This window comes from Streptomyces nodosus (genome assembly GCF_008704995.1).
GTDB classification, from domain to species: Bacteria; Actinomycetota; Actinomycetes; order Streptomycetales; family Streptomycetaceae; genus Streptomyces; species Streptomyces nodosus.
The window spans coordinates 1,570,702-1,596,604 of sequence record NZ_CP023747.1 but is presented as its reverse complement, the minus strand read 5'-3'; the positions used below and the strand labels follow the sequence as shown (position 1 = coordinate 1,596,604).

The 25,903-nt window shown below is 70.4% G+C and carries 22 protein-coding genes; 17 read left to right on the top strand and 5 right to left on the bottom strand.

The window, feature by feature from the left end:
• The first annotated feature begins 13 nt into the window (after positions 1–13).
• Together thrS and CP978_RS07205 are read left to right on the top strand one after the other, a co-directional pair.
• On the top strand, positions 14–1,990 hold the full coding sequence (thrS, locus tag CP978_RS07210) for a threonine--tRNA ligase (protein ID WP_043438590.1): 1,977 nt from the start codon (positions 14–16) through the stop codon (positions 1,988–1,990).
• Positions 1,991–2,113: 123 nt separating this feature from the next.
• Entirely contained in the window at positions 2,114–2,692 is a 579-nt protein-coding gene (locus CP978_RS07205) for an HIT family protein (RefSeq protein WP_043438589.1), read from the top strand.
• A 99-nt stretch (positions 2,693–2,791) separates the two neighbouring features.
• Here the strand turns inward: CP978_RS07205 and CP978_RS07200 are convergent, their stop codons facing one another.
• Positions 2,792–4,450 carry a hypothetical protein gene (locus CP978_RS07200; RefSeq protein WP_043438588.1) on the bottom strand — a complete coding sequence of 553 codons (1,659 nt, stop codon included), beginning with the start codon at positions 4,448–4,450 and terminating at the stop codon, positions 2,792–2,794.
• 220 nt (positions 4,451–4,670) lie between these two features.
• Positions 4,671–6,869, bottom strand: coding sequence for an elongation factor G-like protein EF-G2 (locus CP978_RS07195; RefSeq protein WP_043438586.1), 2,199 nt, complete (start codon positions 6,867–6,869; stop codon positions 4,671–4,673).
• 300 nt (positions 6,870–7,169) lie between these two features.
• Between CP978_RS07195 and pgsA the strand changes: the two genes are divergently transcribed.
• From pgsA to CP978_RS07180, 3 genes are read left to right on the top strand one after another with little or no spacing between them, the layout of a single operon-like run.
• Complete coding sequence (gene pgsA / locus CP978_RS07190; RefSeq protein WP_043438583.1) at positions 7,170–7,868, top strand: phosphatidylinositol phosphate synthase; 699 nt, start codon at positions 7,170–7,172, stop codon at positions 7,866–7,868.
• Positions 7,869–7,905: 37 nt separating this feature from the next.
• Positions 7,906–8,838 carry a phosphatidylinositol mannoside acyltransferase gene (locus tag CP978_RS07185; RefSeq protein WP_043438580.1) on the top strand — a complete coding sequence of 311 codons (933 nt, stop codon included), beginning with the start codon at positions 7,906–7,908 and terminating at the stop codon, positions 8,836–8,838.
• A complete protein-coding gene (locus tag CP978_RS07180; protein ID WP_043438578.1) occupies positions 8,835–9,995 on the top strand; it encodes a glycosyltransferase family 4 protein in 1,161 nt (386 codons plus the stop codon). The genes CP978_RS07185 and CP978_RS07180 overlap by 4 nt, the downstream gene beginning before the upstream one ends.
• Before the next feature lie 149 nt (positions 9,996–10,144).
• Here the strand turns inward: CP978_RS07180 and CP978_RS07175 are convergent, their stop codons facing one another.
• Complete coding sequence (locus tag CP978_RS07175; protein WP_043438576.1) at positions 10,145–10,690, bottom strand: LemA family protein; 546 nt, start codon at positions 10,688–10,690, stop codon at positions 10,145–10,147.
• Between the two features lie 215 nt (positions 10,691–10,905).
• Here CP978_RS07175 and pdxS point away from each other — a divergent pair, with 215 nt between their 5' ends.
• The 11 genes from pdxS to CP978_RS07120 all read left to right on the top strand — a co-directional run bounded on the left by pdxS (position 10,906) and on the right by CP978_RS07120 (position 22,704).
• Positions 10,906–11,817, top strand: coding sequence for a pyridoxal 5'-phosphate synthase lyase subunit PdxS (gene pdxS, locus CP978_RS07170; protein ID WP_043438574.1), 912 nt, complete (start codon positions 10,906–10,908; stop codon positions 11,815–11,817).
• Between the two features lie 37 nt (positions 11,818–11,854).
• Positions 11,855–12,463: a pyridoxal 5'-phosphate synthase glutaminase subunit PdxT gene (pdxT, locus tag CP978_RS07165; RefSeq protein WP_043438573.1), complete on the top strand. Its 609-nt coding sequence runs from the start codon at positions 11,855–11,857 to the stop codon at positions 12,461–12,463.
• A 50-nt stretch (positions 12,464–12,513) separates the two neighbouring features.
• A complete protein-coding gene (locus CP978_RS07160) occupies positions 12,514–13,266 on the top strand; it encodes a YebC/PmpR family DNA-binding transcriptional regulator (RefSeq protein WP_043438571.1) in 753 nt (250 codons plus the stop codon).
• Positions 13,267–13,384: 118 nt separating this feature from the next.
• Entirely contained in the window at positions 13,385–13,915 is a 531-nt protein-coding gene (ruvC, locus tag CP978_RS07155; protein WP_043438569.1) for a crossover junction endodeoxyribonuclease RuvC, read from the top strand.
• On the top strand, positions 13,912–14,517 hold the full coding sequence (gene ruvA / locus CP978_RS07150; RefSeq protein WP_043438568.1) for a Holliday junction branch migration protein RuvA: 606 nt from the start codon (positions 13,912–13,914) through the stop codon (positions 14,515–14,517). The genes ruvC and ruvA overlap by 4 nt, the downstream gene beginning before the upstream one ends.
• 109 nt (positions 14,518–14,626) lie before the next feature.
• Positions 14,627–15,697 carry a Holliday junction branch migration DNA helicase RuvB gene (ruvB, locus tag CP978_RS07145; protein WP_043438566.1) on the top strand — a complete coding sequence of 357 codons (1,071 nt, stop codon included), beginning with the start codon at positions 14,627–14,629 and terminating at the stop codon, positions 15,695–15,697.
• A 163-nt stretch (positions 15,698–15,860) separates the two neighbouring features.
• Entirely contained in the window at positions 15,861–16,406 is a 546-nt protein-coding gene (gene yajC, locus CP978_RS07140) for a preprotein translocase subunit YajC (RefSeq protein WP_107070356.1), read from the top strand.
• 139 nt (positions 16,407–16,545) lie between these two features.
• A complete protein-coding gene (gene secD, locus CP978_RS07135; RefSeq protein ID WP_043438562.1) occupies positions 16,546–18,309 on the top strand; it encodes a protein translocase subunit SecD in 1,764 nt (587 codons plus the stop codon).
• Between the two features lies 1 nt (position 18,310).
• The gene (secF, locus tag CP978_RS07130; RefSeq protein ID WP_043438560.1) at positions 18,311–19,417 is read left to right on the top strand and encodes a protein translocase subunit SecF; all 1,107 of its coding nucleotides are present in this window, start codon (positions 18,311–18,313) and stop codon (positions 19,415–19,417) included.
• Positions 19,414–19,953 carry an adenine phosphoribosyltransferase gene (locus tag CP978_RS07125; RefSeq protein WP_043438557.1) on the top strand — a complete coding sequence of 180 codons (540 nt, stop codon included), beginning with the start codon at positions 19,414–19,416 and terminating at the stop codon, positions 19,951–19,953. The genes secF and CP978_RS07125 overlap by 4 nt, the downstream gene beginning before the upstream one ends.
• Before the next feature lie 219 nt (positions 19,954–20,172).
• On the top strand, positions 20,173–22,704 hold the full coding sequence (locus CP978_RS07120; protein ID WP_043438554.1) for a RelA/SpoT family protein: 2,532 nt from the start codon (positions 20,173–20,175) through the stop codon (positions 22,702–22,704).
• A 135-nt stretch (positions 22,705–22,839) separates the two neighbouring features.
• On the opposite strand, the gene CP978_RS07115 is transcribed toward CP978_RS07120, so the two are convergent.
• Both CP978_RS07115 and CP978_RS07110 read right to left on the bottom strand, forming a co-directional pair.
• Positions 22,840–24,069, bottom strand: coding sequence for a DUF349 domain-containing protein (locus CP978_RS07115; protein WP_043438552.1), 1,230 nt, complete (start codon positions 24,067–24,069; stop codon positions 22,840–22,842).
• 135 nt (positions 24,070–24,204) lie between these two features.
• Positions 24,205–25,026 carry a peptidylprolyl isomerase gene (locus CP978_RS07110; protein ID WP_043438550.1) on the bottom strand — a complete coding sequence of 274 codons (822 nt, stop codon included), beginning with the start codon at positions 25,024–25,026 and terminating at the stop codon, positions 24,205–24,207.
• Positions 25,027–25,193: 167 nt separating this feature from the next.
• Here CP978_RS07110 and CP978_RS07105 point away from each other — a divergent pair, with 167 nt between their 5' ends.
• On the top strand, positions 25,194–25,901 hold the full coding sequence (locus CP978_RS07105; RefSeq protein WP_043438548.1) for an MBL fold metallo-hydrolase: 708 nt from the start codon (positions 25,194–25,196) through the stop codon (positions 25,899–25,901).
• Positions 25,902–25,903: the final 2 nt, after the last annotated feature.

Here is a 25,903-nt window from a genome sequence, read left to right as displayed (position 1 = left end):
TCAGGAGAGACCGGTGTCAGACGTCCGTGTGATCATCCAACGCGATTCCGAGCGGGAAGAGCGCACGGTGACGACGGGCACCACGGCCGCCGAGCTCTTCGCCGGCGAGCGCTCGATCATCGCCGCCCGCGTGGGCGGAGAGCTCAAGGACCTCGCCCACCAGGTGCGGGACGGCGAGACCGTCGAGGCCGTGGAGATCTCCTCCGAGGACGGTCTGAACATCCTGCGCCACTCGACGGCACATGTGATGGCCCAGGCCGTGCAGGAGATCTTCCCCGAGGCCAAGCTGGGCATCGGCCCGCCGGTCAGGGACGGCTTCTACTACGACTTCGACGTCGAGAAGCCGTTCACCCCCGAGGATCTCAAGGCCATCGAGAAGAAGATGCAGGAGATCCAGAAGCGCGGCCAGCGCTTCTCGCGGCGCGTGGTCACCGACGACGCCGCCCGCGAGGAGCTCGCCGACGAGCCGTACAAGCTGGAGCTGATCGGCCTCAAGGGCTCCGCCTCCAGCGACGACGGCGCGGACGTCGAGGTCGGCGCCGGCGAGCTGACCATCTACGACAACCTCGATGCCAAGACCGGCGAGCTGTGCTGGAAGGACCTCTGCCGCGGTCCCCACCTGCCCACCACCCGGAACATCCCGGCCTTCAAGCTGATGCGCAACGCGGCCGCCTACTGGCGCGGCAGCGAGAAGAACCCCATGCTCCAGCGCATCTACGGCACCGCCTGGCCCTCCAAGGACGAGCTGAAGGCGCACCTGGACTTCCTCGCCGAGGCCGAGAAGCGCGACCACCGCAAGCTCGGCGCCGAGCTCGACCTGTTCTCCGTCCCGGAGCAGATCGGCTCCGGCCTCGCCGTCTTCCACCCCCGGGGCGGCATCGTCCGCCGGGTGATGGAGGACTACTCGCGGCGCCGCCACGAGGAGGAGGGCTACGAGTTCGTCTACACCCCGCACGCCACCAAGGGGAAGCTCTTCGAGACCTCGGGCCACCTGGACTGGTACGCCGACGGCATGTACCCGCCCATGCAGCTCGACGAGGGCGTGGACTACTACCTCAAGCCCATGAACTGCCCGATGCACAACCTGATCTTCGACGCGCGCGGCCGCTCCTACCGCGAACTGCCGCTGCGCCTCTTCGAGTTCGGGACGGTGTACCGCTACGAGAAGTCGGGCGTGGTGCACGGACTGACCCGGGCCCGCGGCTTCACCCAGGACGACGCGCACATCTACTGCACGCGCGAGCAGATGGCCGACGAGCTCGACCGGACGCTCACCTTCGTGCTGAACCTGCTGCGCGACTACGGCCTCACCGACTTCTATCTGGAGCTGTCCACCAAGGACCCGGAGAAGTTCGTGGGCTCCGACGAGGCCTGGGAGGAGGCCACCGAGACCCTGCGCCAGGTCGCGGAGAAGCAGGGCCTGCCGCTGGTCCCGGACCCGGGCGGCGCGGCCTTCTACGGCCCGAAGATCTCCGTCCAGGCCAAGGACGCGATCGGCCGCACCTGGCAGATGTCGACGGTCCAGCTGGACTTCAACCTGCCGGAGCGCTTCGACCTCGCCTACACGGGCCCGGACGGCTCCAAGCAGCGCCCGGTCATGATCCACCGGGCCCTGTTCGGTTCCATCGAGCGCTTCTTCGCGGTGCTCCTGGAGCACTACGCGGGCGCGTTCCCGGCGTGGCTGGCGCCGGTGCAGGCGGTCGGTATCCCGATCGGCGACGCGCATGTGGAGTATCTGGAGAAGTTCACCGCGGCGGCCCGCGCCAAGGGCCTGCGCGTCGAGGTGGACTCCTCCTCGGACCGTATGCAGAAGAAGATCCGCAACGCCCAGAAGCAGAAGGTGCCCTTCATGGTCATCGCGGGCGACGAGGACATGTCCAACGGATCGGTCTCCTTCCGCTTCCGGGACGGGTCGCAGGAGAACGGCATCCCGTTCGACGAGGCCATCGCCAAGATCCTGACGGTCGTCGAGGAGCGGGCCCAGGTCTGACCTGACCCGCACCTGACGGAGGGCCCCGGGCGCATTCCCCGGGGCCCTCCGTCGTCGGTTCCGGGCCCGCACCGGTCGCCGGTCGCGGAGCCCCGCCGACACGCCGCGAACGGGCGACGCCATATGCTGCACTGCATGACGAGTGAGCCGGAGCAGCAGATCGGAGTGGGGACGCAGGACGCGTTCCAGCGCCTGTGGACGCCCCACCGGATGGCCTACATCCAGGGGGAGAACAAGCCGACCGGTCCGGGTGCCGGCGACGGCTGCCCGTTCTGCTCGATCCCGGCCAAGTCAGACGAGGACGGCCTGATCGTCCGGCGCGGCGAACAGGTGTACGCGGTGCTCAATCTCTACCCGTACAACGGCGGCCATCTGATGGTGGTGCCCTACCGCCATGTCGCCGACTACACCGATCTGACGGAGCCGGAGACCGCGGAGCTCGCCGAGCTGACCAAGCAGGCGATGACCGCCCTGCGCACCGCCTCCGGCGCCCATGGCTTCAACATCGGCATGAACCAGGGCACGGTCGCCGGCGCGGGCATCGCGGCCCATCTGCACCAGCACATCGTTCCCCGCTGGGGCGGGGACACCAATTTCATGCCGGTGGTGGGTCACACCAAGGTGCTGCCGCAGCTGCTGGCCGACACCAGGAAGATGCTCGCGGAGGCCTGGCCCACGGAAGCCGGACCGTCCGGCGCCTGAGGCGGGCACGCCGCGGCCGGAGCGCACGCCCGGGGGCCGGCAGCCCCCGGGGACGGCCCACCCGCGCGGGGCGCGGGGACCGTCCGGCCGCGGGGAGCGCTACGCGTTGTACAGGTCGGCCTTGCCCGGCGACGGGTCCTGCACCGCGCCGCTGAGGAACGAGGACCGGTTGCCGAACTTCTCCACGTCCACCCCGTTGTCCCTGAGGACCCGGATCGCCGCCGAGTGCACCACGCGCAGCACCGGAGCGGCCGCGCGCAGGGCGTCGTCCGCCATGAAGCGGTGCCGCCAGGGCTGGTCGGCCCAGGCGTGACGCAGTCCGAACGGCTCGGGGAGGCCCAGCGAGCCGCCGAGCCAGTTGAGGAGCGGCGGATACCAGGTGAGCGGGGCGCGTGCGGCGAGCCGTACGACCTCGTCGGTGTCGACCAGTGGAAGTTTCACCTTCCGGGTCTCCCAGAACTTGACCGCCTTCTGCACCTCCTTCTCCTTGGCCGCGGGCTTGGAGGCGAACAGACCGTTGACGGGGCCCAGGGCGTGCCCGGTGACCTCGATGCGCAGGGTGTCGTGCAGCACGGTCACCGTGATGAGCATGGTGATGACCAACTGCCCGTCCCACAGCGTCCACTGGACGCCGAGATAGTGCCGGTTGCCGCTGCCGAACTGCTGCTTGTTGCAGATGTCCTGTATCGCGTGCGTCTTGATCGTGTACGCGTCCATGTCGGCACCGCTCGGCCGTGACACGGCCTTGGCGTTCTCACCGACCGGGGTGACGATCCAGTGCGTTATGGAGGGCTTCGGGAAGCCGCCGGTGTTGATGGAGGTCCGCTCCAGCATCGCCAGATCACCTTGGATCGCGGTGATGACGTCCCAGCTGCGGAAGGGGTGGAACTCCTTCCCCGGTACGGCCGAGACCAGGTCCTCGGCCAGCTGCCAGCTGCCCCAGCGGGTGCCCATGCCGAGGATGCCCTTGGGACCTGCGTAGAAGACGGAGTTGGAGCGCTGTTCGGCGCTCAGCCGGGCGAGCTCCTTGCGCAGCTGCTCGGCCGCGTCGCCGGGGTTGCCGGGCACCGCCTCGGGGATCTTGGCGCCCAGGCCGCCGCCGGCCAGCAGGCTGCTCCAGCGCTCGCGCAGGTCCGCCGCCGTGCGTTCACAGATCCGCTTGGCCCAGAACCAGCCGACGACCGGCATGACGACCGCCGCACGCCCGTACCACGCCCAGAAACCCGTGAAAGGCATCCGGATCAGGAAGATCACGGCGAAGATGCCGACGCCGACCAGGAGGGCCGTGGCCAGGGCGCCGGCGCGTTTGTCCGCCCGCTTGCCGAGGGTGGTCCGGATCTGGAACACCAGCAGCCACAGCAGGAATCCCGGCAGGAAGAGCACCCCGCACAGGACCGTCACCGCCGAGAGCCAGTTGTCGCGGTCGCGGCGGATGCGGTGGGCCGCCAGGCAGTGTTCGACGATCACCTGCGGTTCGAGGCCGAAGGACTGGATGAGGGGCTTGCGGCCGGCGCCCAGCATGCGGTCGATCACCGCGCGGGAGTAGGCCTCGCCGAGTTTCGGGCGGAAGATCTTCGCCCAGGAACGGGGCTCCTTGACCGTCGACTGGTGCCACTCGTTGTCGGCTTCGAGGATCTTCGAGACCTCGTCGTCGTCCCGATAGGCCGCCGAGGCCAGGGCGTAGGTCGCCGCCGTCTGGCCCGCGGAGCCCGAGAGGGGCACCTGTGCCCCGGGGCTGAAATCGAATCCGTCCGTCACTGCCCGCCCCCATCGCCGCCGATCCCGCTTCTGCGGCTTTCCCGACTTCCTTGCTCCGCACACCTGTTGAACAGGCCGTCCGCTGATCTTGTCTCAACTCGGCGCTCGACGGCCGACGCTCGACCCGATCAGGTGATCAGCGTATCCGGGGACCGCGCTGTTCGTCGGCGGACGGCCGAAGCCGTCCGCCGAGGGGGAGCGGAGACGAACACCGGTTCACCTACGGGGCATCCTGCGCCTGTTCCCTGACCTTCGCCGCGAGCTGCGGCGGCATCGGTTCATGCCGTGCGTAGGAGCGGCTGAAGCGTGCGGTGCCGTGCGAGAGGGAGCGCAGATCGACCAAGTACCGGCCGATCTCGATCTCCGGCACCTCGGCCCGTATCAAGGTGCGCCCGCCGCTTGTCTGTTCGGTGCCCACCACCCGGCCGCGCCGCCCGGACAGGTCGCTCATCACGGCGCCGACATAGTCGTCCCCGACCAGCACCGTCACCTCGGCGACCGGTTCCAGCAGATGGATCGTGGCGTCGCCCGCGGCCTCCCGCAGGGCGAGCGCACCCGCGGTCTGGAAGGCGGCGTCCGAGGAGTCCACGGAGTGGGCCTTGCCGTCCAGGAGCGTCACCCGGACGTCGACGAGCGGGTATCCGGCCGCCACACCCCTGGCGGCCTGGGCGCGGACGCCCTTCTCGACGGACGGGATGAACTGCCGCGGTACGGCCCCGCCGACCACCTTGTCCACGAACTCGATGCCGGAGCCGCCGGGCAGCGGTTCGACCTCGATGGCGCAGATCGCGTACTGGCCGTGCCCGCCGGACTGCTTGACGTGCCGGCCGCGCCCGGCGGAGCGGCCCGCGAACGTCTCCCGCAGGGAGACCCGGTACGGGACCACGTCGACCTGGACGCCGTACCGGGTGCGCAGCCGTTCCAGGGCGACGTCCGCGTGCGCCTCGCCCAGACACCACAGCACCACCTGGTGGGTGTCCTGGTTCTGCTCGAGGCGCATGGTCGGGTCCTCGGCGACCAGTCGGGCCAGTCCCTGGCTGAGCTTGTCCTCGTCCGGCTTGCTGTGCGCCCTGATGGCGATCGGCAGCAGCGGGTCCGGCATCTCCCAGGGCGCCATGAGCAGCGGGTCGTCCGTGGCCGAGAGGGTGTCCCCGGTCTCGGCCCGGCTGAGTTTCGCCACGCACGCCAGGTCGCCCGCGACACAGTGGGTCAGGGGGCGCTGCTGTTTGCCGAAGGGCGCGGACAGGGCGCCGACGCGTTCGTCGACGTCGTGGTCCTCATGGCCGCGGTCGGTCAGCCCGTGCCCGGACACATGCACCGTCTCGTCGGGACGCAGGGTGCCCGAGAACACCCGGACCAGCGAGACCCGGCCCACATACGGGTCGGACGAGGTCTTGACGACCTCCGCCACCAGCGGCCCGTCCGGGTCGCACAGCGTGAGGTCGCGCTGTTTGCCGTCCGGGGTGGAGACCGTGAGCCCGTCCCGCTCCAGCGGGGTGGGGAAGCCGCGCCGGATCAGCTCGAGGAGTTCGACGGTGCCGAGGCCCTTGCGGGCGCCCTCGGCGGCGGGGGCGGCGGCCAGCACCGGGAAGAAGCTTCCGCGTGCGACGGCCCGCTCAAGGTCCTGGACCAGGGTGTCGAGGTCGATGTCCGCACCGCCCAGATAGCGGTCCATGAGGGTCTCGTCCTCGCTCTCCGCGATGATCCCCTCGATCAGCCGGTTGCGGGCCTCCTCGATCAGCGGCAGTTGGTCGGGACCCGGCTCGGACTCCTTGCGCTCGCCGGAGGAGTAGTCGAACAACTGCCGGGTCAGCAGACCGATCAGCCCGGTCACGGGCGCGTGTCCGTCCGGTCCCGGGCCGTCCCGCAGCGGCAGATACAGCGGCAGCACGGCGTCGGGGTCGTCCCGGCCGAAGACCTGGGCGCAGATCCGGGTCATCTCCTCGAAGTCGGCGCGCGCGGTCTCCAGATGCGTGATCACGATGGCCCGCGGCATGCCGACGGCCGCGCACTCCTCCCACACCATCCGGGTCGAGCCGTCCACGCCGTCGGAGGCCGAGACCACGAAGAGGGCCGCGTCCGCGGCGCGCAGACCGGCCCGCAGCTCACCGACGAAGTCGGCGTACCCGGGGGTGTCCAGCACATTGATCTTGACCCCGTCCCAGTCGACGGGGACCAGGGAGAGCTGCACCGAGCGCTGCTGCCGGTGCTCGATCTCGTCGTAGTCCGAGACGGTGCCGCCGTCCTCCACGCGGCCCGCCCGGTTCACCGCTCCCGCGGTCAGCGCGAGCGCCTCCACCAGGGTCGTCTTGCCCGCTCCGCTGTGGCCGACCAGTACCACGTTCCGTACGGACGCGGGGTGGTCGGCCGCCGGAGCCCTGCCGGCGGCTCCGGTGTGTGTGTTCGCCTTGTCGCCCATGGCCTTGCCTCCCGTGCACGGTGAGGTCACTGTGGGCGCGGACATCCGATCCGCGACGGCGGCTCCGACGACGCCCGCGGTGTCTTCGAGCTTCGCACTCGCGACATGGTGCGTCCATACGAATGACGCGATCCCGTCGCCCCCCGGTGGCCGTCGGCCGCGATCGGGCCGTGACCCGGGCGCGATCATGACGTGACACGGAGTGTGGGTGCCCGCCCGTCACGTATGGGTATGCGTGGCTACCATGGGCCAGCCGGCGGCCAGCAGGGGACGCGCGGCCCACGACCCTCCGGGAAGGCCATGCTGAACAAGTACGCGCGTGCATTCTTCACGCGTGTCCTCACACCGTTCGCCGCGTTTCTGATCCGCAGGGGCGTCAGTCCCGACACGGTCACGCTGATCGGTACCGCCGGAGTGGTCGCGGGCGCACTGGTCTTCTATCCCCGGGGCGAGTTCTTCTGGGGCACGGTCGTCATCACCCTGTTCGTGTTCTCGGACCTCGTCGACGGCAACATGGCACGCCAGCTGGGCCGCTCCAGCCGCTGGGGCGCCTTCCTGGACTCCACGCTCGACCGGGTCGCCGACGGAGCGATCTTCGGCGGCTTCGCCCTGTGGTACGCGGGCACCGGGAACAACGTCATGCTGTGCGCGGTCTCGATCTTCTGTCTGGCCAGCGGCCAGGTGGTGTCCTACACCAAGGCCCGCGGCGAGTCGATCGGACTGCCCGTCGCGGTCAACGGGCTGGTGGAGCGCGCGGAGCGGCTGGTGATCTCGCTGGTCGCGGCCGGTTTCGCGGGGCTGCACGCGTTCGGTGTGCCCGGCATCCAGGTGCTGCTGCCGATCGCGCTGTGGATCGTCGCCGTCGGCAGCCTGGTCACCCTGGTCCAGCGGGTGGTCACGGTGCGCAGGGAAGCGGCCGAGGCGGATGCCGCGGCGGCCCTGCAGAAGGGCGAGAATGCCTCACAGGGGACCTCGCACGGGAGCGGGGCCGCGCAGTGAACACCGGGCAGGACCGACGGGCGAGCGGGGCGGCGACGTGACCAGCCTCAAGGAACGGCTGACGGACGGGCTCTACGGCCTCGGCTGGAGCGCGGTGAAGACGCTGCCGGAACCCGTCGCCACCCGGCTGGGCCGGACCGTCGCGGACCTCGCCTGGAAGCGGCGCGGCAAGGGCGTACTACGGCTCGAGAGCAACTACGCACGGGTGGTGCCGGACGCGAGCCCCGCGCGGCTCGCCGAGCTGAGCCGGGCGGGCATGCGCTCGTATCTGCGCTACTGGATGGAGTCCTTCCGGCTGCCGGCCTGGAGCGCCGACCGGGTCAGGAACGGCTTCGAGGCCAAGGACATACATCACCTCACCGACGGCCTCGCCTCGGGCCGGGGCGTGGTGCTCGCGCTGCCGCACCTGGCCAACTGGGACCTGGCGGGGGCCTGGGTCACCACCGCGCTGGAGACCCCGTTCACCACGGTCGCCGAGCGGCTCAGGCCCGAGTCGCTCTACGACCGTTTCGTCGCCTACCGCGAGGGCCTGGGCATGGAGGTGCTGCCGCACACCGGCGGCTCCGCGTTCGGCACCCTGGCCCGGCGGCTGCGCGACGGCGGCCTGGTCTGTCTGGTGGCCGACCGCGATCTGTCCTCCTCCGGGGTCGAGGTCTCCTTCTTCGGCGAGACGGCCCGGATGCCCGCGGGACCCGCGCTGCTCGCCCAGCAGACCGGGGCACTGCTGCTGCCGGTGACCCTCTGGTACGACGACTCTCCCGTCATGCGGGGGCGCGTCCATCCCCCGGTCGAGGTACCGCAGTCAGGTACCCGGGCCGAGCAGACGTCCCTCATGACACAGGCGCTGGCCGACGCCTTCGCCCAGGGGATCGCCGAGCACCCGGAGGACTGGCACATGCTGCAACGCCTGTGGCTCGACGACCTGGATCCCGCGAAGGCGCCCCCGGAGTCCGGGAAGGGGACGGCGTGAGGATCGGCATCGTCTGCCCGTACTCCTGGGACGTGCCGGGCGGCGTCCAGTTCCACATCCGCGACCTGGCGGAGTATTTCATCCGGCTCGGGCACGAGGTCTCGGTGCTCGCCCCCGCGGACGACGACACCCCGCTCCCGCCGTACGTGGTCTCGGCCGGCCGTGCCGTCCCGGTGCCGTACAACGGCTCGGTGGCCCGGCTGAACTTCGGCTTCCTCAGCGCCGCCCGGGTGCGGCGCTGGCTGCACGACGGCGCCTTCGACGTGATCCACATCCATGAGCCGGCCTCGCCGTCGCTGGGCCTGCTGGCCTGCTGGGCGGCGCAGGGCCCGATCGTGGCGACCTTCCACACCTCCAACCCGCGGTCCCGGGCGATGATCGCCGCCTATGCGATCCTCCAGGCGGCCCTGGAGAAGATCAGCGCACGGATCGCGGTGAGCGAGTACGCGCGGCGCACCCTGGTCGAGCACCTGGGCGGCGACGCGGTGGTGATCCCGAACGGGGTGGACGTCGACTTCTTCGCGAAGGCCGAGCCCAGGGCCGAGTGGCAGGGCGACACCATCGGCTTCATCGGGCGGATCGACGAACCGCGCAAGGGGCTGCCGGTCCTGATGAAGGCCCTGCCGAAGATCCTGGCCGCCCGGCCCGGGGCCCGGCTGCTGGTGGCCGGGCGTGGCGACGAGGAGGAGGCGGTGGCGACGCTCCCCGCCGAGCTGCGCCCGCGGGTGGAGTTCCTCGGGATGGTCAGCGACGAGGACAAGGCGCGGCTGCTGCGCAGCGTCGACCTGTATGTGGCGCCCAACACCGGGGGTGAGAGCTTCGGGATCATCCTGGTGGAGGCGATGTCCGCGGGGGCGCCGGTGCTCGCCTCCGACCTCGACGCCTTCGCCCAGGTCCTGGACCGGGGCGCGGCCGGGGAACTCTTCGCCAACGAGGACGCCGACGCGCTCGCCGAGGCGGCCGTGCGGCTGTTGGAGGACCCGGCGCGGCGTGCGGAGCTGTGCGCGCGGGGCAGTGCGCATGTGCGGCGCTTCGACTGGTCGACGGTGGGGGCGGACATTCTGTCCGTCTACGAGACGGTGACGGACGGCGCGGCGGCGGTGGCGACGGACGAGCGCACGGGGCTGAGGGCCCGGCTGGGGCTGGTCCGCGACTGAGCTCTTTGCCCGGGGTTCGGTCGGGCGTGCGGTCGTGGGTGGGTGCGCTTGGTGGGTCGGTGCGGGTGCGTTGTGGCTGGTCGCGCAGTTCCCCGCGCCCCTGGCGGCACGGTGACCTGTGCCCGGAGTGTCCCTGGCGGGGGCGCTTCTCAGACCGGGGTGCGGTCCAGGAGGGGGGTCGGGGGTTCGTCGTCCATTTCGAAGGCGAGGGGGAACGGCGCGTGGCCGGCCAGGCGGAACCAGCGCACCTTGCGGTGGCGGCGCAGTGCCCGGGCCGCCCGTACCGCGTCGTTGTGGAACCGCCGGGCCATCGGCACCCGCCGTACCGCCTCGGTGAGTTCCCCGGCCGCCGCCTCCCCGCCGGGTGCCTCCCGTACGGCCTCCACCTGCTGGGCCTCGGAGAAGACGGCCCGCAGCGCCTGACTGAGCTCGCTCTCGGCGACCTCCCGCTGCTCCTCCTCCGCCTGCCGGGCCGCGTGCGCGGCCTCGTACAGGACGATCGAGGCGGCCGGGTCGAGCACTCCTGAGGTCGCCAGCTCCTGCGCCACCGAGGCCCGCCGCAGCAGCTGTGCGTCGAGCGCCGCGCGGGCCGCGTCGATACGGGAGTGCAGCCGGTCGAGGCGCCCCGCGGTCCAGCTCAGATAGAGGCCGATCGCGACCAGGGCGACAAGGATCCAGATCAGGGTTGCGGTCACGGGCGGCAAGGCTACCGGGCGACCGCCGCGGACCCGGGGGAATCGGGCACACCGAGGGCCTCGCCGCCCGTCCCGCCGCGGTGTCCGTGGACCCTCCGGTTTCCGGCAAAGCGGTAAAACGATCCACCACCTCCTCATTGGCCCTTGTAGCGGACTGTTCTCCTCCCGTTTCCTCTTTCGAGCAGATTCCCTCGTCTTCAAGTGAGGTCCCACCCGTGTCCAGCACGCTCTCCACCCCCCAGACGCCCGAGACCGGAACCGCCCGCGTCAAGCGTGGTATGGCCGAGCAGCTCAAGGGCGGCGTGATCATGGATGTCGTCACTCCGGAACAGGCGAAGATCGCCGAGGACGCGGGCGCCGTCGCCGTCATGGCCCTGGAGCGGGTCCCGGCCGACATCCGCAAGGACGGCGGGGTGGCACGCATGTCCGACCCGGACATGATCGAAGGCATCATCGAGGCCGTCTCCATCCCGGTCATGGCCAAGTCGCGGATCGGCCACTTCGTGGAGGCCCAGGTCCTGCAGTCCCTCGGCGTGGACTACATCGACGAGTCCGAGGTGCTGACCCCGGCCGACGAGGTCAACCACTCCGACAAGTGGGGCTTCACCACGCCGTTCGTCTGCGGTGCCACCAACCTGGGCGAGGCCCTGCGCCGTATCGCCGAGGGCGCGGCCATGATCCGCTCCAAGGGCGAGGCCGGCACCGGCAACGTCGTCGAGGCGGTCCGCCATCTGCGCCAGATCAAGAACGAGATCGCCCGGCTGCGCGGCTACGACAGCCACGAGCTGTACGCCGCCGCCAAGGAGCTGCGCGCCCCGTACGAGCTGGTCAAGGAGGTCGCCGAGCTGGGCAAGCTCCCGGTCGTGCTGTTCTCCGCCGGCGGCGTGGCCACCCCTGCCGACGCCGCGCTGATGCGCCAGCTGGGCGCCGAGGGCGTCTTCGTCGGCTCCGGCATCTTCAAGTCCGGTGACCCGGCCAAGCGCGCCGCCGCCATCGTCAAGGCGACCACCTTCTACGACGACCCCAAGATCATCGCGGAGGCGTCCCGCAACCTCGGCGAGGCCATGGTGGGCATCAACTGCGACACCCTCCCCGAGAACGAGCGCTACGCCAACCGCGGTTGGTGACGCGGACCGGTACGACACCGCAGAGGACACCCCCTACATGACCGGCGCACCCGTCGTTGGCGTCCTGGCTCTCCAGGGCGACGTACGGGAGCACCTCATCGCCCTGGCCGCGGCGGACGCCGTGGCCAGGCCGGTGCGGCGCCCCGAAGAGCTCGCCGAGGTCGACGGCCTCGTCCTCCCCGGCGGCGAGTCCACCACCATCTCCAAGCTGGCCCACCTCTTCGGAGTGATGGAGCCCCTGCGCGCGCGGGTGCGGGACGGCATGCCCGTCTACGGCACCTGCGCGGGCATGATCATGCTCGCCGACAAGATCCTCGACCCGCGCTCGGGCCAGGAGACCGTCGGCGGGATCGACATGATCGTCCGCCGCAATGCCTTCGGACGTCAGAACGAGTCCTTCGAGGCGGCGGTCGACGTCGCCGGGATCGGGGGCGATCCTGTAGAGGGCGTCTTCATCCGCGCCCCCTGGGTCGAGTCCGTCGGTGCCGGGGCCGAGGTGCTCGCCGAGCACGACGGGCACATCGTCGCCGTACGCCAGGGCAACGCGCTGGCCACGTCGTTCCACCCGGAGCTGACCGGGGACCACCGTGTGCACGCCCTGTTCGTGGACATCGTCCGCGCCGACCGGGCGGCGGAGTCCTTGTAGGATCTCTGACGTTCGTTTACGGAGATGGGTTACGCGAAGGAGACAGGCAGATGTCCGGCCACTCTAAATGGGCCACGACGAAGCACAAGAAGGCCGTCATCGACGCCAAGCGCGGCAAGCTCTTCGCGAAGCTGATCAAGAACGTCGAGGTCGCGGCCCGCATGGGCGGTGCCGACGTGGAGGGCAACCCGACCCTCTACGACGCCGTCCAGAAGGCCAAGAAGCAGTCGGTCCCGAACAAGAACATCGACTCGGCGATCAAGCGCGGCGCGGGCCTGGAGGCCGGTGGCGCCGACTACGAGACGATCATGTACGAGGGCTACGGCCCGAACGGGGTCGCGGTGCTCATCGAGTGCCTCACCGACAACCGCAACCGCGCCGCCTCCGACGTCCGTGTCGCCATGACCCGCAACGGCGGCTCCATGGCCGACCCCGGCTCCGTCTCGTACATGTTCAACCGCAAGGGCGTGGTGATCGTCCCCAAGGGCGAGCTGACCGAGGACGACGTGCTGGGCGCCGTGCTGGACGCGGGCGCCGAGGAGGTCAACGACCTCGGCGAGTCCTTCGAGGTGCTCAGCGAGGCCACCGACCTGGTCGCGGTCCGCAGCGCCCTCCAGGAGGCCGGGATCGACTACGACTCCGCCGAGGCCAACTTTGTCCCGACCATGCAGGTCGATCTGGACGAAGAGGGCGCCAAGAAGATCTTCAAGCTGATCGACGCCCTGGAGGACAGCGACGACGTGCAGAACGTCTTCGCCAACTTCGATGTGAGCGACGAGATCATGGAGAAGGTGGGGGCATAGCGCCACCTCGGAATCCGACGGGCCGACGGGAGAACACCCCGTCGGCCCGTTGCTGTGCGGGCCGTTGTCGGTGGCACCCGATAGCCTGCACGAATCAGCGAGGGACAGGGAGGGGCGCGTGCGCGTACTGGGGGTGGACCCGGGGCTGACGCGGTGCGGCGTCGGCGTCGTCGAGGGAGTGCCGGGCCGGCCGCTGACCATGCTCGGCGTCGGAGTCGTCCGTACGCCCCCCGACGACGAACTCGGCGACCGTCTGGTCGCCGTCGAGCGGGGCATAGAGCGCTGGCTCGACGAGCACCGACCCGAGTTCGTGGCCGTGGAGCGGGTCTTCAGCCAGCACAATGTGCGCACGGTGATGGGCACCGCCCAGGCCAGCGCCGTCGCGATGCTCTGCGCCGCCCGCCGCGGCATCCCCGTCGCCCTGCACACCCCGAGCGAGGTCAAGGCCGCCGTCACCGGCACAGGACGAGCCGACAAGGCCCAGGTCGGAGCCATGGTCACCCGGCTGCTCCGGCTCGACGCGCCCCCGAAGCCGGCGGACGCCGCGGACGCCCTCGCCCTCGCCATCTGTCACATCTGGCGCGCCCCCGCCAAGAACCGCCTCCAGCAGGCCGTCGCCCTGCACACGACGAAAGGCCGCACCGCATGATCGCCTTCGTGAGCGGCCCGGTCGCCGCCCTCGCCCCGGACGCCGCGGTGATCGAGGTGGGCGGCCTCGGCATCGCCGTCCAGTGCACCCCGGGCACACTTTCCGGGCTGCGCACCGGCGAGCAGGCCCGGCTCGCCACCTCCCTGGTGGTCCGCGAGGACTCGCTGACCCTGTACGGCTTCGCGGACGACGACGAGCGCCAGGTCTTCGAGCTGCTCCAGACCGCGAGCGGCGTCGGCCCGCGCCTGGCCCAGGCCATGCTGGCGGTGCACAGCCCGGACGCTCTGCGCCGCGCCATGGCGACCGGTGACGAGAAGGCGCTCACCGCCGTCCCCGGCATCGGCAAGAAGGGCGCCCAGAAGCTGCTGCTCGAACTGAAGGACCGGCTGGGCGAGCCGGTGGGCGCCCCCGCGGCCGCCGCCCCGGCCGCCGCCGGCTGGCGCGACCAGCTGCACTCCGCCCTGATCGGTCTCGGGTACGCCGGCCGCGAGGCCGAGGAGGCCGTCGCCGCGGTCGCCCCGCAGGCCGCGGCCGCCGGGGGAACACCCCAGGTGGGAGCCCTCCTCAAGGCGGCCCTGCAGACACTGAACCGGGCCCGCTGACCGGCGCACGCTCCGATCGGAGCGTGCCGACCGGAGCCCGCGGGCGGGGCCCGCGCAGGGGCGCCCGCCGCGAACCACCGTGCCACCACGAGACCGCGAGGCATCACCGATGAACTGGGACGACACGACCGACGCCACTGCCCCCGAGCGGCTCGTCGGCGCGTCAGCCGACCGCGAGGACCAGGCCGTCGAGGCCGCCCTGCGCCCCAAGGACCTGGACGAGTTCATCGGCCAGGAGAAGGTCCGTGAACAGCTCGATCTGGTGCTGCGCGCGGCACGCGCCCGGGGCGCCACCGCCGACCATGTGCTGCTGTCCGGCGCTCCCGGTCTCGGCAAGACCACCCTCTCCATGATCATCGCGGCCGAGATGGGCGCCCCGCTCCGCATCACCAGCGGCCCCGCCATCCAGCACGCCGGCGACCTCGCCGCGATCCTGTCCTCCCTCCAGGAGGGCGAGGTCCTCTTCCTCGACGAGATCCACCGCATGTCCCGGCCCGCCGAGGAGATGCTCTACATGGCGATGGAGGACTTCCGGGTCGACGTGATCGTCGGCAAGGGACCCGGCGCCACCGCCATCCCCCTCGAACTGCCGCCGTTCACCCTGGTCGGCGCCACCACCCGGGCGGGTCTGCTGCCGCCCCCGCTGCGCGACCGGTTCGGCTTCACCGCGCACATGGAGTTCTACGGGCCCGGCGAACTCCAGCGCGTCGTCCACCGCTCCGCACACCTGCTCGATGTGGCGATCGACCCCGACGGCGCCGCCGAGATCGCCGGACGGTCCCGCGGCACGCCCCGTATCGCCAACCGTCTGCTGCGCCGCGTCCGGGACTATGCGCAGGTCAAGGCCGACGGTGTGATCACCCGCGAGGTCGCGGGCGCCGCGCTCTCCGTGTACGAGGTCGACGCCCGGGGTCTGGACCGGCTGGACCGTGCCGTCCTCCAGGCGCTGCTCAAGCTGTTCGCTGGCGGTCCGGTCGGACTGTCCACACTCGCCGTCGCGGTGGGGGAGGAGCGTGAGACAGTGGAGGAGGTCGCCGAGCCCTTCCTGGTCAGAGAGGGCCTGCTCGCCCGTACCCCGCGCGGACGCGTGGCCACTCCGGCCGCCTGGGCGCACCTCGGTCTGACCGCGCCGGCCGGGGCCGACGGGGGAAAGGGACAACAGGACCTGTTCGGGGCGTGACGGCGCGGGACTCTGCCCCGTCAGGAACCTCGATGCCATGCTGAGCGTTGTTCCACGCGTGCGGACTCGCTTAGACTCCGCCGACGCCGTCTTTGCGGGCGGCGCCACCCACCCCATCCACCAGGCCGCCGTTGGGCGGTCGTGCGAAGGAAATTCCACCCCCGTGAATACTATGGCCCTCCTCCCGTTCATCGTGCTCATCGGGTTCATGTTCCTGATGACCCGCTCGGCCAAGAAGAAGCAGAATCAGGCCGCGCAGATGCGTGACGAGATGCAGCCAGGCAGCGGCGTCCGCACCATCGGGGGCATGTACGCGACGGTGAAGGAGGTCTCCGAGGACACGGTCCTGCTGGACGCGGGCCCGGGCGTGGACCTGCTCTTCGCCAAGAACGCGATCGGTGCCGTTCTCTCCGACGACGAGTACAACCGCATCGTCCACGGCGTCGAGCACGACCTGAAGGCCGACGGTGTCGTCGTCCCGGACGACGCCTCCTCCCTCACCGAGACCGACGAGCCCGCCGCCGACGCCGCTTCCGACGCCTCCGACGACAAGCCCGTGGACCTCGGCAAGAAGGAGGCGGCCGAGCCCGCCGACGAGCCGGCCGAGGCCAAGACGGACGAGACGAAGTCGGACGAGACGAAGTCGGACGAGGCGAAGACGGACGAAGCAGAGTCGAAGAAGACCGACGGCGGCGCCGACGCGAAGTAACCGCACCCCGGGCGTTCGTGAGCGTGGACACGCGCCACGGCGCCCGGGTTGTGTGGTTTTCGCGCGGAATCCCGACACACTGTCATGGCTGTCCGCACGCTGACCCCGCGCGCGGCGGCCCGAGAGGGAGTACGAGAAGGTGGCAGCACCGAAGAAGGGCCGGAGTGGGAGCGCCCAGAGCAAGCCATGGCGCTCGCTGGCGCTCATCCTGATCGCCATCGTGGCGCTCACCGGAGGAATGTTCGCCTCCGGGCACACCGCCCCGCGTCTCGGCATCGACCTCGCCGGTGGCACGAGCATCACGCTCAAGGCGAAGAGCGGCCAGGAATCCGCGATCAACAAGACGAACCTGGACACCGCGGTCGACATCATGGAGCGCCGCGTCAACGGCCTGGGCGTCTCCGAGGCGGAGGTCCAGACGCAGGGCGATCGCAACATCATCGTCAACATCCCCAAGGGCACCAACTCCCAGCAGGCCCGGGAGCAGGTCGGCACCACGGCCAAGCTGTACTTCCGCCCGGTCCTCGCCACGGAGGTCACCGGCTCGCCCGCCACGGCGGACCCCTCCCCGTCGGACTCCGCCAGCCCCTCGAAAGGCTCCGGCACGGCGACCCCGTCCAGCTCCGCGACCCCCTCCGGCTCCTCGACCCCGTCGTCGAGCGCCACCTCACAGGGCCGCGCCGTCACCGACGCGCTGAAGGACTCCCCCTCCCCGACGGACTCCGCCTCCGCCTCGGCCGGCGAGAGTGCCTCGCCCAGCGCCTCGTCCTCGGCGAACGACGGCTCCGACGCGGCCGGCAAGCTCCAGGCCCAGTACGCCACGCTGAACTGCGCCGACAAGGCCGTACGGGCCAGGACCGGTGACCGCGCCAAGCCCACCGAGCCCACCCTGGCCTGCGGCAAGGACTCGCGCGGCCAGTGGCAGAAGTACATCCTCGGTGCGGCCGAGGTCGCCGGCACGGATGTGAAGAAGGCCCAGGCGGTCTACGACACCCAGGGCGCCGGTGGCTGGAAGGTCACCATGAACTTCACGTCCGCGGGGTCCAAGAAGTTCGCGGACATCACCGGCAAGCTGGCGCAGAACCAGTCCCCGCAGAACCAGTTCGCCATCGTCCTCGACGGTGAGGTCGTCTCCGACCCGTACGTCCAGCAGGCACTGACCGGCGGCAACGCCGAGATCAGCGGCAGCTTCGACCAGACCGAGGCCAAGAACCTGGCGAACGTCCTGTCCTACGGTGCGCTCCCGCTCTCCTTCGAGGAGCAGAGCGTCACCACCGTGACCGCCGCCCTCGGCGGTGAGCAGCTGCACGCCGGCCTGATCGCCGGCGCGATCGGCCTCGCCCTGGTCGTGCTCTACCTGGTGGTCTACTACCGGGGCCTGTCGCTGATCGCGATCGCCTCGCTGCTGGTCTCCGCGATCCTGACCTATGTCGTGATGTCGCTGCTCGGCCCGACCATCGGATTCGCGCTGAACCTGCCGGCGGTCTGCGGTGCCATCGTGGCGATCGGCATCACCGCGGACTCGTTCATCGTGTTCTTCGAACGCATCCGGGACGAGATCCGCGAGGGCCGCTCGCTGCGCCCCTCCGTCGAGCGGGCCTGGCCGCGTGCGCGACGCACCATCCTGGTCTCCGACTTCGTGTCGTTCCTGGCCGCCGCGGTGCTGTTCGTCGTCACCGTCGGCAAGGTGCAGGGCTTCGCGTTCACCCTGGGTCTGACCACGGTCTTCGACGTCGTCGTGGTCTTCCTGTTCACCAAGCCGCTGATGACGATCCTCGCCCGCCGGAAGTTCTTCGCGGACGGCCACAGCTGGTCCGGTCTCGACCCCAAGCGCCTCGGTGCCAAGCCGCCTCTGCGACGCGCCCGTCGTGTCTCCGCCCCCGTCGACCCGAAGGAGGCGTGAGATGTCGAAGCTCGGCAACCTCGGCGCCAGGCTCCACCACGGAGAGGTCGGTTACGACTTCATCCGCAACCGCAGGATCTGGTACGGCGTCTCGATCCTGATCACCATCGCGGCCATCCTGGGCCTGGCGGTGCGCGGTCTGAACATGGGCATCGAGTTCCAGGGCGGTGCCGTCTTCACCACCCCGAAGACCAGCGTCTCCGTGGACCAGGCCCAGCACGACGCCGAGGAGTCCTCCGGACACGAGGCCGTCGTGCAGAAGCTCGGCACGGGCGGGCTGCGCATCCAGATCGCCGGTATCGACACCAGCAAGTCGGACCACATCAAGCAGGAACTCTCCAAGGACCTGCAGGTCGACTCCGAGAAGATCAACGCCGAGCTGGTCGGCCCCAGCTGGGGCGAGCAGATCGCCAACAAGGCCTGGCAGGGCCTGGGGATCTTCATGGTGCTCGTGGTGATCTATCTGGCGATCGCCTTCGAGTGGCGGATGGCCGTCGCGGCCCTGATCGCGCTGATCCACGACATCACCATCACGGTCGGCGTCTATGCGCTCGTCGGCTTCGAGGTGACGCCCGGCACGGTCATCGGTCTGCTGACGATCCTCGGTTACTCGCTCTACGACACGGTCGTGGTCTTCGACAGCCTCAAGGAATCGACGAAGGACATCACCAAGCAGACCCGCTGGACCTACGCGGAGGTCGCCAACCGCTCGATCAACGGCACCCTGATCCGCTCCATCAACACCACCGCGGTGGCGCTGATGCCGGTGGCCGGTCTGCTGTTCATCGGTGGCGGCGTCCTGGGCGCGGGCACCCTCAACGACATCTCGCTGTCGCTGTTCGTCGGCCTCGCCGCCGGTGCCTACTCGTCGATCTTCATCGCCACGCCGCTCGTCGCCGACTTCAAGGAGCGCGAGCCGCAGATGAAGGCCCTCAAGAAGCGCGTCCTCGCCAAGCGTGCCCAGGCCGCCGAGGAGCAACTGGTCGGTGCCGGGGTCGGCTCGGGCGCCGACGACCAGGACGAGGCCGCGGCCGCGGTCGTCGGCCCGCGCAACCAGTCCGCGTCCCGCAACCGCGGCCGTGGCCGACCCTCCGGAAAGCGTCGATGACCGACATACAGGCCCTGCTGCTCAGCCGCATCCGTGATGTGCCCGACCACCCGGAGCCCGGGGTGATGTTCAAGGACATCACCCCGCTGCTCGCGGATCCGGCGGCGTTCGGGGCGCTCACCGAGGCTCTGGCGGAGCTGACCGTGCGCCACGGCGCGACGAAGATCGTCGGTCTGGAGGCGCGGGGCTTCATCCTCGGCGCCCCGGTCGCGGTCCGGGCGGGCGTCGGCTTCGTCCCGGTGCGCAAGGCGGGCAAGCTCCCCGGAGCCACCCTGCGGCAGGCCTACGACCTGGAGTACGGCTCGGCCGAGATCGAGGTGCACGCCGAGGACCTGTCCGCCGGGGACCGGGTGATGGTCGTCGACGACGTCCTCGCCACCGGCGGCACCGCGGAGGCCTCCCTCAGGCTGATCCGCCGGGCGGGCGCCGAGGTCGTCGGCGTCTCCGTGCTCATGGAACTGGGCTTCCTGGGCGGCCGGGCCCGGCTGGCGCCGGCCCTGGCGGGAGCACCGCTGGAGGCGCTGCTCCGGATGTGACATCCGCGCGGGGCGAGTCACGCGCACGCCGGTGATGTGAGGCCGCGGACGACCGCGGGACACCATGAGGCGGGCATCGGAGGAATCCGACGCCCGCCTCATACGTTTCTCCTGTCATGGGCCGTCTCACGGCCTGAGGGCGAGCCCGGAGCCCGGGATCGCTACCATGGGGTCTCCGGAGCCTGACCGGGGGACCCGGATCGCGCACGAGGAGTCCTCTTGCCAGACGAGGCCCAGCCCCTGACCGCCGCCAAGCCCGACCCCAGGTCGCAGGCAGCGGCAGCCAAGCCCGCGCGCGGCGCCAAGAGCGCCTCGCAGGGGCCGGTCGAGCATGCCCAGGCCACCCCCGTCGAGCAGGCGGCCGAGCAGCCCCGTCCCAAGCCGGCCCCTCCCGAGCGCACCCCCGCGGTCCGCCCCGCTCCGGCCGCGCACGCCCGCTCCGCCTCCTCCAACCGCGTCCGCGCCCGCCTCGCCCGCCTCGGAGTCCAGCGCGCCAACCCGTACAACCCGGTCCTGGAACCGCTGCTGCGGATAGTGCGCAGCAACGACCCGAAGATCGAGAACTCGACCCTGCGCCAGATCGAGCGGGCCTATCAGGTCGCCGAGCGCTGGCACCGCGGCCAGAAGCGCAAGAGCGGCGACCCGTACATCACCCACCCGCTCGCCGTGACCACCATCCTCGCCGAGCTGGGCATGGACCCGGCCACCCTGATGGCGGGGCTGCTGCACGACACCGTCGAGGACACCGAGTACGGCCTCGACCAGCTGCGCCGCGACTTCGGCGACACGGTCGCCCTGCTGGTGGACGGCGTCACCAAGCTGGACAAGGTCAAGTTCGGCGAGGCCGCGCAGGCCGAGACCGTGCGCAAGATGGTCGTGGCCATGGCCAAGGACCCGCGGGTCCTGGTGATCAAGCTCGCCGACCGTCTGCACAACATGCGCACCATGCGCTACCTCAAGCGCGAGAAGCAGGAGCGCAAGGCGCGCGAGACGCTCGAGATCTACGCGCCGCTCGCCCACCGGCTGGGCATGAACACCATCAAGTGGGAGCTGGAGGACCTCGCCTTCGCGATCCTCTACCCCAAGATGTACGACGAGATCGTCCGCCTGGTCGCCGAGCGCGCCCCCAAGCGCGACGAGTACCTCGCGATCGTGACCGACGAGGTCCAGGCCGATCTGCGCGCCGCCCGCATCAAGGCGACCGTCACCGGCCGCCCCAAGCACTACTACAGCGTCTACCAGAAGATGATCGTCCGCGGCCGGGACTTCGCGGAGATCTACGACCTGGTGGGCATCCGCGTCCTCGTCGACACGGTCCGCGACTGCTATGCGGCCCTGGGCACCGTCCACGCCCGCTGGAACCCGGTTCCGGGGCGGTTCAAGGACTACATCGCGATGCCCAAGTTCAACATGTACCAGTCGCTGCACACCACGGTGATCGGCCCCAACGGCAAGCCCGTCGAACTCCAGATCCGCACCTTCGACATGCACCGCCGCGCCGAGTACGGCATCGCCGCGCACTGGAAGTACAAGCAGGAGGCCGTCGCGGGCGCCTCCAAGGTCCGCACGGACGCGCCCCGGACGAGCGCCAGGAACGCCAAGGACCACGACGCCGTCAACGACATGGCGTGGCTGCGGCAGTTGCTGGACTGGCAGAAGGAGACCGAGGACCCCAGCGAGTTCCTGGAGTCGCTGCGCTTCGACCTGTCGCGCAACGAGGTCTTCGTCTTCACCCCCAAGGGAGACGTGATAGCGCTCCCGGCCGGTGCCACCCCGGTGGACTTCGCCTACGCCGTCCACACGGAGGTCGGCCACCGGACGATCGGGGCCCGGGTCAACGGCCGCCTGGTCCCCCTCGAATCCACCCTGGACAACGGCGATCTGGTGGAGGTCTTCACCTCGAAGGCGACCGGCGCGGGCCCGTCCCGTGACTGGCTCGGCTTTGTGAAGTCGCCGCGCGCCCGCAACAAGATCCGGGCCTGGTTCTCCAAGGAGCGCCGCGAGGAGGCGATCGAGCAGGGCAAGGACGCCATCGCCCGGGCGATGCGCAAACAGAACCTGCCGATCCAGCGCATCCTCACCGGCGACTCCCTGGTGACCCTCGCCCATGAGATGCGCTACCCGGACATCTCCTCCCTGTACGCGGCGATCGGCGAGGGCCATGTCGCCGCGCAGAACGTCGTGCAGAAGCTGGTGCAGGCGCTCGGCGGTGAGGAGGCCGCCACCGAGGAGATCGACGAGTCCGTGCCGCCCGCCCGGGGACGCGGCCGCAAGCAGCGCCGCAGTCAGGACCCGGGTGTGGTCGTCAAGGGCGTCGAGGACGTCTGGGTCAAACTGGCCCGCTGCTGCACGCCCGTGCCCGGCGACCCCGTCATCGGCTTCGTCACCCGCGGCAGCGGGGTGTCGGTCCACCGCAACGACTGTGTGAACGTGGAGTCCCTGTCGCGGGAGCCGGAGCGCATCCTCGAGGTGGAGTGGGCGCCGACGCAGTCGTCGGTCTTCCTGGTCGCGATCCAGGTGGAGGCGCTGGACCGCTCGCGGCTGCTCTCGGATGTCACCCGGGTCCTGTCCGACCAGCATGTCAACATTCTCTCGGCCGCCGTCCAGACCTCCCGCGACCGCGTCGCCACCTCCCGCTTCACCTTCGAGATGGGCGACCCGAAACACCTCGGGCATGTCCTCAAGGCGGTACGGGGCGTGGAGGGCGTCTACGACGTCTACCGCGTGACCTCGGCCCGCAGGCCGTCGTAGAGCCCACAGGCCGTCGTAGAGTCCGCAGGCCCTCTAGAGCTCACAGGCCCTCGTGGAGAAGGCACAGGCAAAGCCGAAGGGGCTCCCGTACACCGTGTACGGGAGCCCCTTCGCCGTGCGTCACCCCGGGGCGGGTCAGCCGCCGAACTCCTGGAGACCCTTCAGAGCCTGGTCCAGCAGCGCCTGGCGGCCCTCGAGCTCCCTCTCCAGCTTGTCGGCCTTGGCGTTGTTGCCGGCGGCCCGAGCCTGCTCGATCTGGCCCCTCAGCTTGTCCACGGCCGCCCGCAGCTGACCGGTGAGACCCTCGGCGCGCGCCAGCGCCTCCGGGTTCGTCCGGCGCCACTCGGTGTCCTCGGCGTCCTGGATGGCCCGGTCCACGGAGTGCATCCGGCCCTCGACCTTCGGCCGCGCGTCGCGCGGCACATGACCGATGGCCTCCCAGCGCTCGTTGATCGAGCGGAAGGCGGCACGGGCGGCCTTCAGATCCGTGATCGGCAGCAGCCTCTCGGCCTCCTCGGCCAGCTCCTCCTTGAGCTTGAGGTTCTCCGCCTGCTCGGCGTCCCGCTCCGCGAAGACCGAGCTACGGGCGGCGAAGAAGACGTCCTGGGCGCCGCGGAAACGGTTCCACAGATCGTCCTCGTGCTCGCGCTGGGCGCGGCCCGCCGCCTTCCACTCGGCCATCAGATCGCGGTAGCGTGCCGCCGTGGGACCCCAGTCCGTCGAGCCGGACAGGGCCTCGGCCTCGCCGACCAGCCGCTCCTTCGCCTTGCGGGCGTCCTCGCGCTGCGAGTCCAGCTGTGCGAAGTGCGCCTTGCGACGCTTGGAGAACGCCGAGCGGGCGTGCGAGAAGCGGTGCCACAACTCGTCGTCCGACTTGCGGTCCAGTCGCGGCAGCCCCTTCCAGGTGTCCACCAGCGCCCGCAGCCGCTCGCCGGCCGCCCGCCACTGCTCGGACTGCGCCAGCTGCTCCGCCTCGACGACCAGCGCCTCCTTGGAGTGCCGTGCCTCGTCGGACTGCTTGGCGCGCTGCGCCTTGCGCTCCTCGCGGCGATTCTCGACGGATGCCACGAGCTTGTCCAGGCGGGTCCGCAACGCGGCCAGGTCACCGACCGCGTGGTGCGCATCGACCTGCTCCCGAAGGTGGTCGATGGCCGCCTGGGCGTCCTTCGCCGACAGATCGGTGGTCCGCACGCGCCGCTCGAGGAGGCCGATCTCGACAACCAAGCCCTCGTACTTGCGCTCGAAGTAGGCCAGCGCCTCATCGGGGGAGCCGGCCTGCCAGGAACCGACGACCTGCTCGCCGTCGGCCGTACGCACGTACACGGTCCCCGTCTCGTCGACGCGGCCCCACGGGTCGCTGCTCACAGCGCCTCCTCCACATGATGCCTCTGAGGTGCCTCAGCGCCCCCGGGCATCGTCCACAGTTTCGTCACGGCCAACATAGGCGACGCGCGGTGCGGCTGTCCGCATCCAGCGCGACCGAAATTGCGCAGTTGACGGTCAGGATTTCGTCACGGTCGCCTTGTCGATCACGACCGTGGCGTTCGGTGCTCCGTCGCCCTGACCCGTGTTCTCTCCGGCGGCCGCGATTTTCTTCAGCACCTTCATGCCGGCCGCGTCCACGGTTCCGAACGGCGTGTAGCTGGGCGGCAGCGGGCTGTCCTCGTACACCAGGAAGAACTGGCTGCCGCCGGTGTGCGGCTGACCGGTGTTCGCCATGGCGACCGTGCCCGCCGGATAGGTGTTGTCCTTGAGGCTCTTGTCCTTCAGATTCTCGTCCGGGATCGTGTAGCCGGGCCCGCCGCTGCCGGAGCCCTCCGGGTCGCCGCACTGCAGCACATAGATGCCGTTGGTGGTGAGCCGGTGGCAGTGCGTGTGGTCGAAGTACCCCTTGCCGGCAAGGAAGTCGAACGAGTTCACGGTGTGCGGGGCCGCCGACGTCTTCATCGCGATGCCGATGTCACCGCAGGTGGTCGCGAGCTTCATCGTGTACGCCGCGGAGGTGTCGATGGTCGTCGCCGGCTCCTTCTTCCAGCTCTGCGACTTGACCTTGCCCTCGGCGGGCTTCGCGCACGGGTCCGGCGCCTTGCTGGTCGGCGCGGCGCTCGGAGTCACCTCCGCGGCGGCGTTCGTCTTGGTGTCGTCGTCCTTGAGGACCCCTGTGGTGTACAGCGCCAGGCTGCCCACGAGGACCACGCCGAGGACGGACGCGATCACGGAGTTGCGCACCCGCGCCTTGTTTCGCGCCTCCGTACGCCGCTGCTGCTGCCGCAAGAACTTCTCCCGGGCGAGCTGTCGCCGCCGCTGATCCTGGGTGACCACGGGGTTCTCTCCTCATGGGTCTCGTTGGCCGACCGGTACGCGTGCGTCCGATGTGCCGACCGCATGCGCGTGACCCGTACCGTATCTGGGTTCGCTGTGGAATCGGCAGCGCCGGTAGGCTCTGACCCACAGCCAGTCACCCCGTTCGACACCACAAAAGGACAATCGTGCTCATTGCCGGGTTCCCCGCCGGGGCCTGGGGCACCAATTGTTATCTGGTCGCCCCCGCCGCCGGAGAGGAGTGCGTGATCATCGACCCGGGCCATCAGGCCGCCCAGGGAGTCGAGGACGCGCTCAGGAAGCACCGGCTCAAGCCCGTTGCGGTGGTCCTCACCCATGGCCATATCGACCATGTGGCCTCGGTCGTCCCGGTGTGCGGCGCACACGATGTGCCCGCCTGGATCCACCCCGAGGACCGCTACATGATGAGCGACCCGGAGAAGGCGCTCGGGCGGTCCATAGGAATGCCGCTGATCGGCGAGCTGACCGTGGGCGAGCCGGACGACGTCGAGGAGCTGACCGACGGTACGAGGCTGGAGCTGGCGGGTCTGGAGCTGTCCGTCGCCCATGCGCCGGGCCATACCAAGGGGTCGGTGACCTTCCGGCTGCCCGAGGCCGACGACATCCCGTCGGTCCTCTTCTCGGGCGACCTGCTGTTCGCCGGCTCCATCGGACGCACCGACCTGCCCGGCGGTGACATGGCCGAGATGCTCGACTCGCTGGCCCGTGTGTGCCTGCCACTCGACGACTCGACCGTGGTGCTGTCCGGCCACGGGCCCCAGACGACCATCGGCCGTGAGCGTGCCACCAACCCCCATCTGCGGCAGGTGGCCGCCGGCCAGGGAGCCGAGAGCGCTCCCCGACGAGGAATGTGACG

Bases quoted from the DNA above. Each gene is read 5' to 3' on its own strand.
- pdxT (WP_043438573.1), top strand. From the start codon at position 11,855: ATGACCGGCGCACCCGTCGTTGGCGTCCTGGCTCTCCAGGGCGACGTA.
- secF (WP_043438560.1), top strand. From the start codon at position 18,311: ATGTCGAAGCTCGGCAACCTCGGCGCCAGGCTCCACCACGGAGAGGTC.
- CP978_RS07205 (WP_043438589.1), top strand. From the start codon at position 2,114: ATGCTGCACTGCATGACGAGTGAGCCGGAGCAGCAGATCGGAGTGGGG.
- pgsA (WP_043438583.1), top strand. From the start codon at position 7,170: ATGCTGAACAAGTACGCGCGTGCATTCTTCACGCGTGTCCTCACACCG.
- CP978_RS07160 (WP_043438571.1), top strand. From the start codon at position 12,514: ATGTCCGGCCACTCTAAATGGGCCACGACGAAGCACAAGAAGGCCGTC.
- CP978_RS07125 (WP_043438557.1), top strand. From the start codon at position 19,414: ATGACCGACATACAGGCCCTGCTGCTCAGCCGCATCCGTGATGTGCCC.
- ruvA (WP_043438568.1), top strand. From the start codon at position 13,912: ATGATCGCCTTCGTGAGCGGCCCGGTCGCCGCCCTCGCCCCGGACGCC.
- ruvB (WP_043438566.1), top strand. From the start codon at position 14,627: ATGAACTGGGACGACACGACCGACGCCACTGCCCCCGAGCGGCTCGTC.
- CP978_RS07195 (WP_043438586.1), bottom strand. From the start codon at position 6,869: ATGGGCGACAAGGCGAACACACACACCGGAGCCGCCGGCAGGGCTCCG.